Here is a 15806-nt window from a genome sequence, read left to right as displayed (position 1 = left end):
GCCATGGTCCGTGATCAGGTCGGCTGGCGATCCACTGCGCCTTGAGGAGCCAAAGGAAAAAGACAGTTGCTCCCACCATAGCGATGCCGGACGCCGGGGCTTACGCCTTGTGGTAGACCTCCGCGCCTTGCGCCAGGAATTCCGCGGACTTCTCCGCCATGCCGCGCTCGGCCAGCTCGACCGTGCCCTGTTCCGCCGCGTAGTCGCGCACGTCCTGGGTGATCTTCATCGAGCAGAACTTCGGTCCGCACATCGAGCAGAAATGGGCGGACTTGTGCGCGTCCTTCGGCATCGTCTCGTCGTGGAATTCGCGCGCCTTGTCCGGGTCCAGGCCGAGGTTGAACTGGTCGTCCCAGCGGAATTCGAAACGAGCCTTCGACAAGGCGTTGTCGCGCACCTGCGCGCCCGGATGACCCTTGGCGAGATCCGCCGCGTGCGCCGCGATCTTGTACGCGATAATGCCGTCACGCACGTCCTGCCGGTTGGGCAGGCCGAGGTGTTCCTTCGGCGTGACGTAGCAAAGCATGGCGGTGCCGAACCAGCCGATCATCGCCGCGCCGATCGCACTGGTGATGTGGTCGTAGCCGGGCGCGATATCGGTGGTCAACGGCCCCAGCGTATAGAACGGCGCCTCATGGCACTTCTCCAGCTGGCGCTCCATGTTCTCCTTGATGAGATGCATGGGCACGTGCCCGGGGCCTTCGATCATGCACTGCACGTCGTGTTTCCAGGCCAGCTGCGTAAGCTCACCGAGCGTGTCCAGTTCACCGAACTGCGCGGCGTCGTTCGCATCGGCCACGCAGCCCGGCCGCAAGCCGTCGCCGAGGCTGAAGGACACGTCGTACGCCTTCATGATCTCGCAGATGTCCTCGAAATGCGTGTAGAGGAAATTCTCGCGATGGTGCGCGAGGCACCACTTGGCCATGATCGAGCCGCCCCGGGAAACGATGCCGGTGACGCGCTTCGCCGTGAGCGGTACGAAACGCAGCAAGACGCCGGCATGGATGGTGAAGTAATCCACGCCCTGCTCGGCCTGCTCGACCAGCGTGTCGCGGAAGATTTCCCAGGTGAGGTCCTCCGCCACGCCATCGACCTTTTCCAGCGCCTGGTAGATCGGCACGGTGCCGATGGGCACCGGTGAATTGCGGACGATCCACTCGCGCGTCTCGTGGATGTGCTTGCCCGTGGAGAGATCCATCACGGTGTCGCCGCCCCAGCGGATCGCCCAGACCAGCTTCTCCACTTCCTCGGCGATGCCGGAGCTCACCGCGCTGTTACCGATGTTGGCATTGACCTTGGTGAGGAAGTTGCGGCCGATGATCATCGGCTCCGCTTCCGGATGATTGATGTTGGCCGGAATGATCGCGCGGCCGCGCGCCACCTCGTCGCGCACGAATTCCGGGGTGATCCGCGAGGGCAGCGAGGCGCCGAAGGCCTCGCCCGGGTGCTGCATGCGCAGCGCGCTACCGGCCAGCGCGTCGATGCGCTGGTTCTCGCGGATGGCGATGTATTCCATCTCCAGCGTGACGATGCCGCGCCGTGCATAGTGCATCTGGGTGACGTTGGCGCCCGCTTTCGCCCGCAACGGCGCACGCGCGGAGGCGAAGCGGACGGCATCCAGGCGCGGATCGTTCGCCCTGTTCCGGCCGAAGCTCGACGACAACCCGTCCAGCCGCTCGACATCGCCACGTTCGGCGATCCAGGCCGCACGCGACGTCGGCAAGCCGGCGGCCAGGTCCACCACGTGCGTGGGGTCGGTGTAGGGGCCGGAAGTGTCGTAGACGACGATTGGCGGATTGTCCTCGCCGCCGAAAAGCGTCGGTGTCGCGGACTGCGCGATCTCGCGCATCGGCACGCGCAGGTCGGGCCGGCTGCCGGTGACGTGGATCTTTCGGGAGCCGGCCATCGGCGCGGTGACGGACTGGGACAGCTCGCGCGCGGCGCGGGCCAGGTCGGTGGGCAAGGCATTCATCGGCTTCTCGTTCCTCACGGGGGAAGGGAGAAGCGGACGGCGCCGTCACGAGGGCACGACGCGTGCATGGCACGCATGTCGACCGTGGACGAAGCTTCCTACGCCGGTACGGACCGGATCAGGTTCGAAGGGACTCTCTCAGCCCGCGCATATCGCATGGGCACCCCCGCTTCGCCGGGAATTCAACCACGAAGCGGGCCGGGAAGCGAGCGTCAGACGCTCACATGGCGCGGCGAGTACGCGCGCATGAACATGTCCACCGCGGCCAGGGCGTTGGCCTTGACCTCTTCGGCGAACTGCACGGCGCAATCTTCGCAACCGAACAGGCGGCGGATCAGCAGGTCGCCCTTGAGCAAGGCGAGGAACTGCGTGGTGGCACGCGACACGTCGGGGATGTCGAGCTGGCCGCGCGAAGCGGCGCCCTCGAGCAGGCGTTGCATCAACTTGTGCATGCGCGCCGGGCCTTCTTCCCATACCAGTCGGCCGAAACGCGGATTGCCGCCCGACTGGCAGTCGGAGAGGATCGCGCGGAAGGTGCCCACCGATTCGGTATTGGTTTCCATCGCCGCATGGCGGCTGGCGATGTTGGTCAGGGTGACGCGGATGTCCGCGCCCGGATTGAAGTCGAACAGGTCGTCCGGCAGGCGTTCCTGCACGTGCGCGCGGATGACCTCGCGGAAGAGGTTGTCCTTGTCGCCGAAATGGCTGTACACGGTGAGCTTGGAAACGCCGGCGGAAGCCGCGACGGCATCCATGCTGGTGCCCGCGAAGCCGCCATGGGTAAAGAGCGACTTGGCCGCGTCGAGGATGGCCGCGCGCTTCTCCATGTCCTTCGGACGCCCCGGACCCTGGGTCTTCAATTTCGGGCTGGCGTTCATGGCTGCACCTTCACAAACAGAAATTATGACTTTATTATACGCAGCGGTTCAGTTATTTCCAGCAGGCCGGAAAAACGCTGGCCGCACCGCTCGTCTACCTTAGAATGACAAGTGGGGGCGTTCGGGCGGTTACCCATGGCGGCCAAGGGTGGGCGCCGGGGTCCGTTCAGGCGCCAGCGCACGAGCCGGCGGCGCGGACCATGACTTCCGTCAGGCCGGTCCGGTGACTTCCGGCACTTCGCCGGATGGCGTCGGCACCGCAGCCTTAACACATTGGGAAAACGGGCGCTAAGCGCTTATCCTTCCGAATCTTTTTGCAGCTTTCGTACGGGATCCAACACATGGCGATGAATTTCGAGCAGGCGCGGCAGAACATGGTCGAGAACCAGGTTCGCCCCTGGGAAGTCCTCGACGCCGACGTCCTCGAGACCCTGAAGAGCGTGCGCCGCGAAGACTTCGTCGCGCCGGCCCACCGGAACGTGGCATTCGCCGACCTCACCCTGCCCCTCGGGCACGGCGAGGTCATGATGAAGCCGGTGATCGAGGGTCGCGTGCTCCAGGCCCTGGCGCTCAACAAGACCGACGAGGTCCTCGAGATCGGCACGGGATCGGGTTACCTCACCGCCTGCCTCGCCCGCCTGGCCGGCAAGGTCGCCAGCATCGACATGCACGCCGATTTCGTCGAGGCCGCGCGCCAGCGCCTGGCCGCCGCGGCGGTGGCGAACGTCTCGCTGGAAACCGCCGAGGCCGTCAACGGTTACAAGCCCACGGGCGTTTTCGACGCCATCGTGGTCACGGGAGCCGTGCACACGGTCCCCGAGAAGTTCGTGCGCTGGCTGAAGCCTGGCGGGCGCATGTTCGTGGTACGCGGCGATTCGCCCGCGCAAACGGCGGTCTTGCTCACCCACGAGGGTGAAGGCCGCTATCGCGAGGAATCGCTGTTCGAAACGGACCTTCCCTACCTGGCGCATGCCGCGCCGGTGAAGCGCTTCGTGCTCTGACCCACCAGATTCCCTATCACCCACGAGGCGAAACCATGCGCTTGAAGCTGCTCACCGTCGCGCTGGCATTGGCCGCGATGCCGTTCGCGAGCCATGCGGAAGACCTGCTCGACGCCTACCGACAGGCCCGGGCCAACGACCCAGTGCTGTCGCAGGCCGATTCCACCCGTCTCGCCACCGGCGAGGGCGTGACGCAGGCCCGCGCGCTGCTGCTGCCGCAGATCACCGCCCAGCTCAGCCTTAACCAGAGCGATCCGAACGGCCCCTCCCGCTCGATCGTCACCGACGCCGCGGGCAACCCGGTGGTCGACGGCGCCGGCAACCCGGTGCTCACCTCCGATGCGGGCCACACCCGCACCCGCGAGCTGGGCGCCACCATCAGCCAGAGCGTGGTCGATTTCAGCAAGTACGCCGACCTGAAGGCGGCCCGTTCTTCGTCGGAGGCGCAGGACGCCACCTACGAGGCGGCCTTGCAGCAGCTCGCCACCCGCGTCGCCACCGCGTATTTCCAGGTGCTGACCAACGACGACGCCCTGACCTTCGCCAAGGCGAACGAGCAGGCGCTGGCCCGCCAGCTCGAACAGGCCCAGCAGCGTTTCGACGTCGGCCTTTCCGCGATCACCGACGTGCAGGACGCCAAGGCGCAGCACGACACCGCGGTCGCCGCCGTGATCACCGCCGAGAACACCCTGGCGGATTCCCGCGAGGCGCTCACCCAGATCACCGGCAAGCCGGCCGACAACCTGAAGAAGCTGCGCGAGCAGCTGCCGATGGACGCGCCCACGCCCAACGATCCGAAAGCCTGGGTGGCCGAGGCGGTCAAGAGCAACCCGACCATCATCGCCTCGCAGTACAACGTCGAGTCGGCGGAGCACAGCATCTCGTCCGCACGCGCTGGCCACCTGCCCACGCTCGATGCCACGGTCGGCTACAGCAAGAGCACGGCGTGGACGCAGAACGCCGGTACCGCGTCCTCCGCGGGCACGCTCGGCAGCAGCAACGGCCGCGGAGCGACCAGCGTGGGCCTGACCCTCAGCGTGCCGATCTTCTCCGGCGGCCTCACGCAGTCCCGCGTGCGCCAGTCGATCTACCAGCGTGACTCGGCTCAGGATTCCCTGGAGTCGACCCGCCGCCAGGTCGTGCGCGACACGCTGAACTACTACCGCTCGGTCGTCGCCGGCATCAGCAAGGTCGAGGCCACCAAGGCCGCCGTCGAGTCGTCCGAAAGCGCACGCGACGCCACGCAGGCCGGCTTCGAAGTCGGCACGCGCACCATCGTCGACGTGCTGATCGCGCAGCAGAACCTCACCCAGGCGCTCAGCGACTACTCGCAGGCCCGCCACCAGTTCATCCTCGACAAGCTGTTGCTCAAGCAGACCGCGGGCACGGTGGACGTGAAGGACCTCGAGGCGATCAACGCACTGCTGCAGTAATTCGCCAGGCGCGTAATGGAAAGAATGAAGAGGGCCCTCGTGAACCGAGGGCCTTTTTTGTTCCTTGAGCCTTGGCGTGGCTTCGGAATCGGACTACAGCGTCTTGGGGCTATCGCCTGTATCGGCGCCACCGTGCTGGCTACATCATTCGCTAGCCCGTTCCGGGCGATCACAACGACCAAGGACGATCATGAAAATCCCGTTCCTCATCGGCGCGCTCGCGCTTGCCGCCTTCGCCACGACCGCGAACGCCGAATCCGATCCGTATGAGCCGTACGAGTACGAATTGACCTACCACGGCAGCAGCAAGCGACAAGCCTACGACCACGTCATGGTGGAAGCTCCCAAGAAATGCGACGCCGAAGGCGGCTTCGTCGCGAACGTACGCTACGACTACATCGGCGGCTGGGGTTCGATGGCCAACGTGCATCTCCTGAAGGCCACCGTCCTGTGCAAGCCGGTACGCCCCAACGTTCCGCCGCGACCGGTCGCCGACCTCTCGCGCCCGGGCGCCTCGATCCTGCAGTAACGCATCGGCTGTTTCGTGCCGAAGCCGCGCCCGTTGTCGAAGACACGGCGGGCGCGGTTACTCCCGCAACGGGCTGGAACGGCGGGCGCTACAGCTTGCCGTTTTTTCCTATAACCATTCCGCAAACTCAGAATGCTTCCATATAGGAATGAACGAGCCGTCATCAGGATATCCCTGCCCGATCCGGGCTCGACAGGAATACCCATGACATTCATTCAGCGATTCACCATTGCCGGCCTAGGCGCCATCCTTGCTTGCGCCGCCAACGCCGGGACACCGGGCACGCGTATCGTCGAGGACATCGGCAACAGAGCCGGCGGGAACTTCGGCTACACGTTGCTCGCCGTAGGCCCGGAATCCCTGGATGAGCTGTATGTCACGGCGCGCTCGGAAGTCTTCAAGCCTTGCGACCGGAAAGACGGCAAGGCCCTCGATACGGACTACAGCTACTTCCCCGCCGAGAACGCAGCCGACTATAACGTCGTGAATATTCATCTCAACTGCACGTTGCCGGAAGCGACGCACTCGTACCGGTAAGCGGGATCGCGTCGCCGGATATCGGCGGCGCACGACCGGGACCTATTCCTGCAACAGCGCATCCACCAACGCCATCACCTTGCCCACGGAACCGCGCTCGCTATCGAATACATGGCGGGCCTGGCTCCCCATCGTCTCGCGGCGTTCCCTGTCCCGAAGCAGTGACAGCACCTGTTCGCCCAGTTCGTCGCCATCGTTCACTCGCTGGCCACCGCCCTCGTCAAGCAGCGCCTGCGTGATCTCTTCGAAATTGAAGGTATGAGGTCCGACGAGCACCGGCTTGTTCAGCGCAGCGGGTTCGAGCACGTTGTGACCACCGATCGGCACGAGGCTCCCGCCGACGAAAGCAAGATCCGCCGCAGCGAAGAAACGCAGCAGTTCGCCCATGGAATCGATGACGAAACACTGCGTGGCGTGACCGGGCAGGCCATCGGCGCTGCGCGTGGCCACCTGGAAGCCGAGGCTGCGCACGGAGGACTCCACGGCCTTGAAGCGCTCCGGATGACGTGGCGCGATCAGCAGCAGGGCATCGGGCAAGCGGCGCATCACGTTCAGGTGCGCCTCGAGCACGCACATCTCCTCGCCTTCGTGCGTGCTCGCGGCGATCCATACCGGCCGTCCCTTGCCCCAAGCCTCACGCATCGCCGTGCCCGCCTCGAGCGCGGCCTGCGGCACCGGCATATCGAACTTGAGGTTGCCGCATACGGTGAGCTGGCTCGGCTCGGCGCCAAGCAGTCGGTAGCGCGCCGCATCGGTACGCGATTGCGCCGCTATATGGCTCACGCAGCGAAGCGCACGCTTCACCAGCGAACTCATCCGCGCGTACCCGCGCAGCGAGCGCTCGGAAAGGCGCGCATTGGCGATCAGGAGGGGGATGCCGTGCTTGCGGCAAGCGAAGTAGAGGTTCGGCCAGATCTCGGTCTCCACGATCACCGCCAGCCGTGGCCGGGTGCTGCGCAGGAAACGCTTCACGGCGAATGGCAGGTCGTAAGGGAGGTAGACGCTGTGCACACTGTCGCCGAACAGCTGGCGGACACGCTCGGAGCCTGTCGGGGTCACCGTGGTCACCAGCATCGGCGCCTGCGGGTAGGCCTCCATCAGCGCCTTCACCAGCGGCTCGGCCGCATTCACCTCGCCCACCGATACCGCATGCACCCAGAGGCAGCCCGCCAGCCGCGGCTCACGGAAGCGGCCGAAGCGCTCGCGCCAGCGCACGTGGTAATCGCCATAGCGCATGCCGCGCGCCATCAGGCGGAGCATCACCAGCGGCGTGAACAGGTACATGGCGAAGTTGTAGAGCAGGCGCAGCAGCACGCGGATCCCTGGTATTGCCATCGACCGGGCAGTATAGCCGCCCCCATTCGTTACAATGACCGGCCATGCCCGGTATGCCCCGCCCCCATCTCACGCGCCGCCTGCTCACGCCCCGCCACTGGCCGGCGTGGCTGGGCGTGGCCTTCATCTGGCTGATCGCGCACCTGCCCTTCCGTCTGCTGATGCGCCTGGGCCGGCTGGCGGGCCGCCTGGCCCTGCACCTGAATCCGGAGCGGCGGCGGATCGCGGCGACCAATATCGCGCTTTGCTTCCCGGAACTGGACCCGGCCGCACAGCAGGCGCTGGTCCGCGCCAACCTCTGCGACGTGGGCATGATGCTGGCCGAGTTCGCCCTCGGCTGGATGGGATCTGACCGCGCCATCGCCCGCGTACCGGTCACCGTGGAAGGACTGGAACACCTGGAGGCGGCGCGCCGCGCCGGTCGCGGCGTGCTGCTCGTCGGCGGCCATTTCTCGCACCTGGAACTGTGCGCGCGCCTCGTTTCCCAGCGCATCCGCATCGCCGGCATGTACCGTCTGATGGATTCGGACGTCTTCGAATTCACCGTGCTCCGCTCGCGCCTGCACTACGCCGACGCGATGTTCGAGAAGGACGACATCCGCGGCACGGTGAAATACCTGAAGGCGGGCGGCACGCTCTGGTACGCGCCCGACCAGGACATGCGCAGCAAGGACAACGTCTTCGTCCCGTTCTTCGGCGTGCCGGCGGCGACGATCACCGCCACGCACCACCTCGCCCGGCTGTCCGGCGCGCTGGTGATTCCTTTCTTCCACCGCCGCCTGCCCGGCGACGCGGGTTATGCGATGCGCCTCGGCGCCCCGCTGGAAGGTTTCCCCAGCAAGGACGCCGCTTTCGACACCGCGCGCGTCAACGCGCAGATCGAACAAATGGCCCGCGAAGCACCCGAGCAATACCTCTGGGTCCACAAGCGCTTCAAGACCCGCCCACCCGGCGAGCCGAAGATCTACTGAGCCACCGGGTGTCGCCTCCTGCACCTCGGCCATCCCTAGCTTCAGGTGAGCTTGGGGTGGGAAGCGCGCTGGCGCGCGATCGCGGCCCAGGCCGCTTCCCACCCGAAGCGCTGCGGCAACCTGTTTTCGTCCCCTTCCCGGCCTCACAGGTAAGCCGCGATCTTTCATCGGACTTTCCCTGATCTTTCGTGGTGCATAACGCCTGCACAACGGCGAACCTTTCGTCCTAAATAACGAAAGCCTCGCGAAAAAACGCCAGCGTAGAAAGTTCGTCGTGCCCACAAGACGGACCTTTGCCATGCAGTCGTTTTTTCGTTTCGCGCGATCACTACGCGGCCGTGCCGGATGGCACAGCACGCGCACGCATGCCATCGGTGCGGTGCTCACCTATGCCCTGCGTTGTGCGTCGCGGTGGCGTGCGCACGATGCATGGCTGGCCTTTCTGGAGAAGCCGCCGATGGCCGGCATTTCCTCCATCGACACCGTGCTGGTGGAGCGCTACCAGCATCGCTACATCAGCAAGGCATGGAGCAAGGAGCGCCGCTTCAAGGCGCTGCGCGATCACTACGACTTCGCGCTGGCCCGCTTTCCACGTCCGTTCTTCCACACCCTCTATCGCGAGCGCCAGGTGCTGGCCGGACGGGTGACGCTGCGCGACGGCAGCGCACTTTCCCTGATCGTCAAGGCGCCGTTGCGCAGGGGTCGCGAAGGCGAACTCAGTCTTTCGCTCACCGACGACAGCGGACTGCAGATTTCATACGCCACGATCTCCTTCATCGATGAAGGCCGCACGATCGTCATCGGCTGCCTGCAAGGCGCCGCCAACAACGCTGGCCGCGATGTCGTGCGCGAACTCACGCGCCAATGCCACGGGCTTCGGCCGAAGAACCTGTTGTTGTCGATGATCCGTGCATTGGCCGATGCTTTCGGCGTGGAGCGCGTGCTGGGCATCGGCAACGCCGCCCATGTCTTCGCCGGCATTCCGGACAAGGTGAAGGCGGACTATGACGCCTTCTGGATCGAATCCGACGGCGCTGCCGGGGACGATGGCTTCTACGTGCTCCCTCCTCGCGAACCCGTGCGCGACGCATCGGAGATCGAAAGCAAACGCCGCAGCGAGTTCCGCCGTCGCGAGGCCTTGCGCCGCGAGGCTTGCGAGCTAGTCGTCGCCGCGTTCGGTTTCGAGCGGGCCGCGCCCGTCGCGCTGGCCGCCTGACCGGCGCAGTTCATACAGCTTGGCGTACTTCAGGAACGCGTAGAACGCGTGCACGCGGGCCGCGACGAAGCCAGCCCAGCCACCGCGCCAATGACCACGCCAGAAGTAGTAACGGGCGAACGCCACCGCCGGATAGAAAACCATCCGCATACGCAGGAAACGGGGCGTCCGGGTATGCCGGTCGCGCACCTGCAACGACGAATAACGATTGGCCTTGTCGACGCGTCCTTCGATGTCGCGCTCGCCGTGATGGTCGATGACCGCGTCCAGCCGCTGCACCGGACCGTCGACAATGACGCTTTCATGCACCTCATGGCCGCTCATGCGCGCCCGCGTGCGGTCGAACAATCGCACGTAGTGGTTGAGCCGTGCACGCTCGGGTTGCCAACGCCAGAACACCCACTCGCGGCGGAGCAGCACATAGCCGGCGGCTTGGGGCGTGTCGAGCACTGAACGGATGCATTCCGCGGCCATCGCCGGTATCGCCTCGTCGGAATCGAGCAGCAACACCCATCGATGCCGGGCCAGGTCGATCGCCGCCTGCTTCTGCGCGCTGTAGCCGGCGAACGGCTGCACATGGACACGGGCGCCGTGGCGGGCCGCGATCTCACGGGTCTCGTCCGTCGAACCGGAATCGAGCACCACGATGTCGTCGGCGAAAGCCACCGAGGCGAGGCAGGCGCCGATCGTGGCCGCATTGTCGAACGTGGTGACGACAACCGACAACGGCTCACGCGGCATGGCGGGCCTCCACATCCGGCAGGTCGGCGAACAGGGCCGCGCACCACACCGACAGCAACCATGCCGCCAGCAGCCCCCACCACGCCGAGTAGAACGCCATGTGGGTATTCAACGGGAACAGGATGGCGGCCAGCGCCACCGTCGGCGGAAACGCGCGCGCACGGGCGGACGCGCCAGCGCGCCACCAGGCGCGCACGGCATACACGGCGGCCGCGAGCCAGGCCAGGAGGCCGAGGGTGCCGGTTTCCGTGGCGACTTCGAGCACGACCTGGTGCGCGTGGCAGGCCCCTTCGCCTTCCCCGCATTTCTCGATCGTGAGGAAGTGATCGCCCGGCGAGGCCAAGGACGGGTAGGCGACGCGGAAGCCGCGAACACCTACGCCGTTCAATGGATGTGCGGCGTACATGCGCAACGACGTCGTCCAGATATCGAGACGGCCCGTGAGTGCCGCGTCCACGCCCGCGGAGGTGCCGGACAATGCCGGCAGCGTATGCGCCACGCGGTCGCGGAAGCGCGGCGACATCTGCCACGCCAGCGCGAGGGCGAGGGCCACGACCACGCCGCCCGCGGCGCAGGCGACCGCGAAGCGGCGGAACGACCCCGCTTCGCGCCAGACGAAGCACAACGTGACCACGGCATAGCAAAGCCACGAGGCGCGCGATCCGGACAAGAGCACCGGCCCGAGTGCGAACAGGAAGGCGACGACAAGCCCACGCCGGCCCCAGCGCTCACGTGCGGCCCATAGCAGGAAGGGCGACAACGCCGACAAGGCGGGGCCCAGTTTCAGGTTATCCGCACCGAAGATGCCGGAGAGCCGATCCACGTCCGAGGCTCCCGCCAAGCCGTAGCCCGTGAGCGCCTGCACCCAGGCATCGGCCACCCAGATCGCGACCACGACGGCCGTGGCGACATAAAGCGCGTGGACCTTTCCCGGCCGGCGCACCGCGAAACAGGTGTACACGCCCAGCGGGGCGAAGCGCAGGATGCCGGCGACCGTGCCCCAGCTCTTGCCGGGCGCCACCGCGTCCACCGCGGACACCAGGGCGGCCCCGGCGTAGGCCAGGAACAGCCACAGGAACAGCTTGGCGCCCGGATGGTGGCGCAACGCCTGCGGTTCGCGCACGAGCAGGAGGATGCTGCCGACGAGGGCGAGAAAGACCCCGAGCTCGGCGCTTCGCCCGAACGGCAGCAAGGCCGGTACCAGCCAGATCGGAAGCAGCGGCGAGGCAAGCCCCGCCCGGATCGTCGCGCCGACGCTGCGCCCGCTCACGCGGCCGGTACGCCGTCCACCACCTCCGCGTACAGCGCCAGGGTGGCCGACTGCATGTCGGACAGGCGATAGGCGCGCGGCGGCGGGATGGACGGGGCGAAGCGAAGCAGCTCCGCGGCCCGTTCGACCAGCTTTTCGCGGTCGCCCAGCGGGACGCGGCCGGCGGGATAGAGTTCGGCCAGCAGTTCACCGACGCCACCGTGGGCGTAGCCGATCACCGGCCGGCAAAGCGCCAGGGCTTCCACCACCGTGCGACCGAACGACTCGGGACGCCTGGAAAGCTGCAGCACGAGGGTCGACATCGCATAGATGTCGCGTACGTCCGACCGCTGTGGCGAGATCACCACCTTGTCGTCGAGCCCGCGCTGGTGGATCAGGTTACACAGTTCGGCCACATAGGCCTCGCGACCGGGCTCATCGGCGCCGAGCAGGAGCAGGCGCACGTCGATGGCCCGATGGGTGAGGTCGGCGATCAACTCGATCGCGTCCGCATGGCCCTTCAGGCGCGTGCCCCGCCCCGGAAGCGTCAGCAGGGGCGCCCCGGCCAGCTGTGGGTATTCCTCGAAGAACGCGCGCTGCCAGCTGTCGTCGGGGCGGTAGCCGTAGGGGAATGCGTCGGTATCGATGCCGCGCGGGATCACGGTGATGCGCGAGGTTTCGATATCGTGGGGGTAGTGGCGCAGCACGTAGTCGCGCAGGGTCTGCGAGACCACGATCACCCGTTCGCCGCGCAGGAGGATCGCGCTGTAGCGGCTGGGCCGGTTCAGGCCGTGCACGGTGGTGACGAAGTGCGGGCGCGGCTTGACGCCCCGCATCGCCCACCAGCCGATCCAGGCCGGCAGGCGCGAACGGGCGTGCACGATGTCCGGCTGGACGTCGCGCAACACGCGGCGCAGCTTGCCGACGGTGAACAGGGTGGCGAACGACTTCTTGCCGATGGGCAAGGCGATGTGTTCGCTGCCTTCGGCTTCCAGCTGCTCGACCATCCGCCCGCCGGCGGACACGACGATGGAACGATGACCTGCCTGGACCAGGGCCCTGGCGATTTCCAGGGTCGAGCGCTCGGCGCCACCCGAATGCAGGGCGGGTATGAGCTGTACGACGGTCATCGTCCGATTGGGAGAGACGGTGGCCATGGGTTGGTCCGTTTGAGAGGTTACGAGGGCAATGCACGAAGCATGCCCGCGCGGGGGCCGATCAGTCTTTCAGGACGTAGGTCGCGCCGCAATAGGAGCACTTCGAGGTGCCACCGTCGTCCTCGATGGGCAGGTAGACGCGCGGATGCGAGTTCCACAGGTACATGCCCGGCATGGGACAGGACAACGGCAGGTCGGCGCGGGTCACTTCGTAACGATTTTCGGCGTTCGCCGGGATCAGCGGGGCGGCCGCGGGATTGGGGCGCATGGGAAAACTCCGACGATGCGGTGGAACCGGGGATAGAAGGCGATGTTAGCAGGAACGAAATGCCCGGCGTGACGATGCGGCACGCGGCGAGGGCCGCCCGGAAACGAAAAAACCCGCGCCGTCGCCGGCGCGGGTTCCACTACCTCGCGGGAAGCGGGCGGCTTACTTCTTTTCGGCCGAGGCGTCGTGCGCTTCGGTCGTGATGCGGATCTTGATCTCGTCGGAGACGTTCGGGACATACGCGCCCACGCCGAAGTCCGAGCGCTTGATCGTGGTGGTGGCGTCGAAGCCGACCGTCTGCACCTTCATCATCGGGTGCGGGCCGACCTTGTTCAGGCTGACGTCGAGGGTGACCGGCTTGGTCACGCCGTGGACGGTCAGGTCGCCGGTGACCTTCAGCTTGCCCTTGCCCGCCGGCACGACCTTGGTGCTCTTGAAGGTGACGGAGGGGTACTTGGCGGCGTCGAGGAAGTCGGCCGACTTCAGGTGCTCGTCGAGCTTGGGCACGAAGCTGTCGAGGCCGGAGAGCGGCAGGGTCGCCTCGACCGTGGCCTTCGACGGGTCCTTCTCGTCATAGACGAGGGTGCCCTCGACCTGGCCGAGGTTGGCCGTCGGGTTGGAGAAACCGAAGTGGTTCCAGCTGAACAGGACCATCGTATGACCCGGGTCGAGCGTGTAGGTGACCGGGGCGGCGACGGCGCTGCCGGCGGTGGTCAACAGGGCGGCGAGGGCGACATAACGAAGAGCGCGCATGGTGTATCTCCTGCAGTGAGGTGGGTACGGCGGGTGACGGCGGGACCGTGCGGTCACCGCGGGAAGAATCAGGCGATCCGTACGGCTTCGTCGAAGTCCAGGCGCGGCAGGCGTTCGAACAGGTTCTTGCCGGGATCGCCGTAGCCGATGTTGACCAGGAAATTCGACTTGACCTGGGTGCCCGCGAAGAACTCGGCGTCGACACCGGCCTGGTCGAAGCCGGACATCGGACCGCAATCCAGGCCCAACGCGCGGGCGGCCATGATCAGGTAGGCGCCTTGCAGCGAACCGTTCCGGGTACCCGAGGACTGGATCATCGGCTCGTTGCCGACGAACCATACACGCGCATCGGCATGCGGGAAAAGCTTGGGTAGCTTCTCGTAGAAGGCGAAATCGGTGGCGACGATCGCCGTGACCGGAGCCTGCATGGTCTTTTCGACGTTGGTCTCGGAAAGATGGGGCTTGAGGCGCTGCTTCGCGTCCTGCGACTTCACGAAAACCACGCGCATCGGCGAGGAGTTGGCGGCCGTGGGGCCGAATTTCGCCAGGTCGTACAGCCGGTGAAGCTGCTCGTCGGTCACCTCCTTTGGCAGCCACGCGTTGTAGGTGCGGGCCTTGAGGAAAAGCTGGTCAAGCGAAGCATCGGTCAACGGAGCACTCATGGGTATCCTTGTACAGTGATGGCCTGCCGAAACACCGGCATCCTTACAGTGTAAGCGTCACGACACGATCGTGGATCAGCCGCCCAGGGAACGAACTGTGCCGAAATCGACAACAATCGGAGGCCGGAGCGCCAGGTGAACACGCTATCGCACGAGTCCTGCTGGGTGGTGACCGACGGTGCCGCGGGCAATCGTCGCCAGGCGCTGGCCCTGGCCGAGGCACTGACGCCGTCGATCCGGGAGATCATCGTCCAGTTGCGCGCACCCTGGTCGTGGCTCGCGCCACGGAACCTGCCGGGTGCGAGGATGGCGCTCGGGCACGATGAGGACAGCCTGTTGCCACCCTGGCCGAAGCTGGCGATCGGGTGTGGCCGCCAGGCGGCCTGGGCCACGCGGCAGATTCGCCGGTGGTCCGGCGGCGCGACACTCGTCGTGCAGATCCTCGATCCGCGGATCGACCCGGCGCACTGGGACCTCGTGGTTACGCCCCGGCACGACGGCCTGGTCGGGGACAACGTGCTCCATTCGCTGGGCTCGCTCCATCCGATCGACGACGCCTGGCTGGCCGACGGGCGTGACGCCTTCGCGCCATTCGGCACCCTGCCCGGCCCACGGCTCGGCGTGTTGATCGGCGGGGACCGGCACGGCTCGCGACCGGACGCCGCCGCCATGGATGCCTTCCTGGCGGCGACACGTGCACGGCACGCGGCGGATGGTGGATCGGTTCTTGTCGCCGTGTCCCGTCGTACCCCGGCGTCGAGCCTGCCACGCATCCGCGAGGCCTTCGCCGGCTTGCCTGGCGTGGTCTGGACCGGCAGCGCCGATGGGGCGAACCCCTATCCCGGCATCCTCGGCTGGGCGGACCGGCTGGTCGTCACCCCCGATTCCGTCAACATGCTTTCGGAAGCCTGTGCGACGGGACGCCCCGTGCATACCTTCGTATCCGCGCGCTTGCCGGAGAAGCTGGCGCGTTTCCATGCCGAGTTGCGCTCGGCCGGGTTGTTGCACGACATCGATGCGGCTACCGCCGACCGGCAGGCCCCGTTGCGCGAAACCGCGACGATCGCGGCGGAAGTGCGGCGGCACCTAGGGTTGGTCTAGGCG

16 protein-coding genes and 1 riboswitch are annotated in these 15806 nt (G+C 66.5%); of the genes, 7 read left to right on the top strand and 9 right to left on the bottom strand.

What is annotated here, in order from left to right; genetic code table 11:
• Positions 1-100 precede the first annotated feature (100 nt).
• On the bottom strand, positions 101-1972 hold the full coding sequence (thiC, locus tag AB6730_RS04955) for a phosphomethylpyrimidine synthase ThiC (protein WP_371022546.1): 1872 nt from the start codon (positions 1970-1972) through the stop codon (positions 101-103).
• Between the two features lie 78 nt (positions 1973-2050).
• A riboswitch (TPP riboswitch) is annotated at positions 2051-2150 on the bottom strand.
• Between the two features lie 34 nt (positions 2151-2184).
• Entirely contained in the window at positions 2185-2850 is a 666-nt protein-coding gene (locus AB6730_RS04950) for a TetR/AcrR family transcriptional regulator (RefSeq protein ID WP_371022545.1), read from the bottom strand.
• 341 nt (positions 2851-3191) lie between these two features.
• Between AB6730_RS04950 and AB6730_RS04945 the strand changes: the two genes are divergently transcribed.
• The 4 genes from AB6730_RS04945 to AB6730_RS04930 all read left to right on the top strand — a co-directional run bounded on the left by AB6730_RS04945 (position 3192) and on the right by AB6730_RS04930 (position 6350).
• Entirely contained in the window at positions 3192-3851 is a 660-nt protein-coding gene (locus tag AB6730_RS04945) for a protein-L-isoaspartate O-methyltransferase (RefSeq protein ID WP_371022544.1), read from the top strand.
• Between the two features lie 35 nt (positions 3852-3886).
• A complete protein-coding gene (locus tag AB6730_RS04940; RefSeq protein WP_371022543.1) occupies positions 3887-5284 on the top strand; it encodes a TolC family outer membrane protein in 1398 nt (465 codons plus the stop codon).
• A gap of 190 nt (positions 5285-5474) precedes the next feature.
• A complete protein-coding gene (locus AB6730_RS04935) occupies positions 5475-5813 on the top strand; it encodes a hypothetical protein (protein WP_371022542.1) in 339 nt (112 codons plus the stop codon).
• A 204-nt stretch (positions 5814-6017) separates the two neighbouring features.
• Positions 6018-6350, top strand: a complete 333-nt coding sequence (locus AB6730_RS04930; protein WP_371022541.1) for a hypothetical protein — start codon at positions 6018-6020, stop codon at positions 6348-6350.
• A 42-nt stretch (positions 6351-6392) separates the two neighbouring features.
• On the opposite strand, the gene waaA is transcribed toward AB6730_RS04930, so the two are convergent.
• Positions 6393-7658: a lipid IV(A) 3-deoxy-D-manno-octulosonic acid transferase gene (gene waaA / locus AB6730_RS04925; RefSeq protein ID WP_371022555.1), complete on the bottom strand. Its 1266-nt coding sequence runs from the start codon at positions 7656-7658 to the stop codon at positions 6393-6395.
• A gap of 71 nt (positions 7659-7729) precedes the next feature.
• On the opposite strand from waaA, the gene lpxL reads away from it, so the two are divergent.
• Entirely contained in the window at positions 7730-8656 is a 927-nt protein-coding gene (gene lpxL / locus AB6730_RS04920; RefSeq protein WP_371022540.1) for an LpxL/LpxP family Kdo(2)-lipid IV(A) lauroyl/palmitoleoyl acyltransferase, read from the top strand.
• A 298-nt stretch (positions 8657-8954) separates the two neighbouring features.
• Entirely contained in the window at positions 8955-9872 is a 918-nt protein-coding gene (locus AB6730_RS04915; RefSeq protein WP_371022539.1) for a VirK/YbjX family protein, read from the top strand.
• Here the strand turns inward: AB6730_RS04915 and AB6730_RS04910 are convergent.
• The 6 genes from AB6730_RS04910 to AB6730_RS04885 form a co-directional block, all read right to left on the bottom strand.
• Complete coding sequence (locus AB6730_RS04910) at positions 9816-10613, bottom strand: glycosyltransferase family 2 protein (RefSeq protein ID WP_371022538.1); 798 nt, start codon at positions 10611-10613, stop codon at positions 9816-9818. The genes AB6730_RS04915 and AB6730_RS04910 overlap by 57 nt on opposite strands.
• Complete coding sequence (locus AB6730_RS04905; protein ID WP_371022537.1) at positions 10603-11883, bottom strand: O-antigen ligase family protein; 1281 nt, start codon at positions 11881-11883, stop codon at positions 10603-10605. The genes AB6730_RS04910 and AB6730_RS04905 overlap by 11 nt, the downstream gene beginning before the upstream one ends.
• On the bottom strand, positions 11880-13019 hold the full coding sequence (locus AB6730_RS04900) for a glycosyltransferase (RefSeq protein WP_371022536.1): 1140 nt from the start codon (positions 13017-13019) through the stop codon (positions 11880-11882). The genes AB6730_RS04905 and AB6730_RS04900 overlap by 4 nt, the downstream gene beginning before the upstream one ends.
• A 61-nt stretch (positions 13020-13080) precedes the next feature.
• Complete coding sequence (locus AB6730_RS04895) at positions 13081-13287, bottom strand: zinc-finger domain-containing protein (protein WP_167031395.1); 207 nt, start codon at positions 13285-13287, stop codon at positions 13081-13083.
• Between the two features lie 162 nt (positions 13288-13449).
• Positions 13450-14040, bottom strand: coding sequence for a YceI family protein (locus tag AB6730_RS04890; RefSeq protein ID WP_371022535.1), 591 nt, complete (start codon positions 14038-14040; stop codon positions 13450-13452).
• Positions 14041-14108: 68 nt separating this feature from the next.
• A complete protein-coding gene (locus AB6730_RS04885) occupies positions 14109-14702 on the bottom strand; it encodes a malonic semialdehyde reductase (protein WP_371022534.1) in 594 nt (197 codons plus the stop codon).
• Between the two features lie 135 nt (positions 14703-14837).
• Between AB6730_RS04885 and AB6730_RS04880 the strand changes: the two genes are divergently transcribed.
• On the top strand, positions 14838-15803 hold the full coding sequence (locus tag AB6730_RS04880; protein WP_371022533.1) for a mitochondrial fission ELM1 family protein: 966 nt from the start codon (positions 14838-14840) through the stop codon (positions 15801-15803).
• Positions 15804-15806 lie beyond the last annotated feature (3 nt).

The organism is Luteibacter sp. RCC_6_2 (genome assembly GCF_041360655.1).
Taxonomy (GTDB): domain Bacteria; phylum Pseudomonadota; class Gammaproteobacteria; order Xanthomonadales; family Rhodanobacteraceae; genus Luteibacter.
Note: the sequence above shows the minus strand (reverse complement) of the source record. Positions and strands in the feature narration are given on the sequence as shown.

Excerpts from the sequence above, each read along its gene's own strand:
- AB6730_RS04885 (WP_371022534.1), bottom strand. The coding sequence starts at position 14,702 with ATGAGTGCTCCGTTGACCGATGCTTCGCTTGACCAGCTTTTCCTCAAG.
- AB6730_RS04935 (WP_371022542.1), top strand. The coding sequence starts at position 5,475 with ATGAAAATCCCGTTCCTCATCGGCGCGCTCGCGCTTGCCGCCTTCGCC.
- AB6730_RS04890 (WP_371022535.1), bottom strand. The coding sequence starts at position 14,040 with ATGCGCGCTCTTCGTTATGTCGCCCTCGCCGCCCTGTTGACCACCGCC.
- AB6730_RS04945 (WP_371022544.1), top strand. The coding sequence starts at position 3,192 with ATGGCGATGAATTTCGAGCAGGCGCGGCAGAACATGGTCGAGAACCAG.
- AB6730_RS04950 (WP_371022545.1), bottom strand. The coding sequence starts at position 2,850 with ATGAACGCCAGCCCGAAATTGAAGACCCAGGGTCCGGGGCGTCCGAAG.
- lpxL (WP_371022540.1), top strand. The coding sequence starts at position 7,730 with ATGCCCGGTATGCCCCGCCCCCATCTCACGCGCCGCCTGCTCACGCCC.
- AB6730_RS04930 (WP_371022541.1), top strand. The coding sequence starts at position 6,018 with ATGACATTCATTCAGCGATTCACCATTGCCGGCCTAGGCGCCATCCTT.
- AB6730_RS04940 (WP_371022543.1), top strand. The coding sequence starts at position 3,887 with ATGCGCTTGAAGCTGCTCACCGTCGCGCTGGCATTGGCCGCGATGCCG.
- AB6730_RS04900 (WP_371022536.1), bottom strand. The coding sequence starts at position 13,019 with ATGGCCACCGTCTCTCCCAATCGGACGATGACCGTCGTACAGCTCATA.
- AB6730_RS04910 (WP_371022538.1), bottom strand. The coding sequence starts at position 10,613 with ATGCCGCGTGAGCCGTTGTCGGTTGTCGTCACCACGTTCGACAATGCG.
- AB6730_RS04915 (WP_371022539.1), top strand. The coding sequence starts at position 8,955 with ATGCAGTCGTTTTTTCGTTTCGCGCGATCACTACGCGGCCGTGCCGGA.
- AB6730_RS04895 (WP_167031395.1), bottom strand. The coding sequence starts at position 13,287 with ATGCGCCCCAATCCCGCGGCCGCCCCGCTGATCCCGGCGAACGCCGAA.
- thiC (WP_371022546.1), bottom strand. The coding sequence starts at position 1,972 with ATGAATGCCTTGCCCACCGACCTGGCCCGCGCCGCGCGCGAGCTGTCC.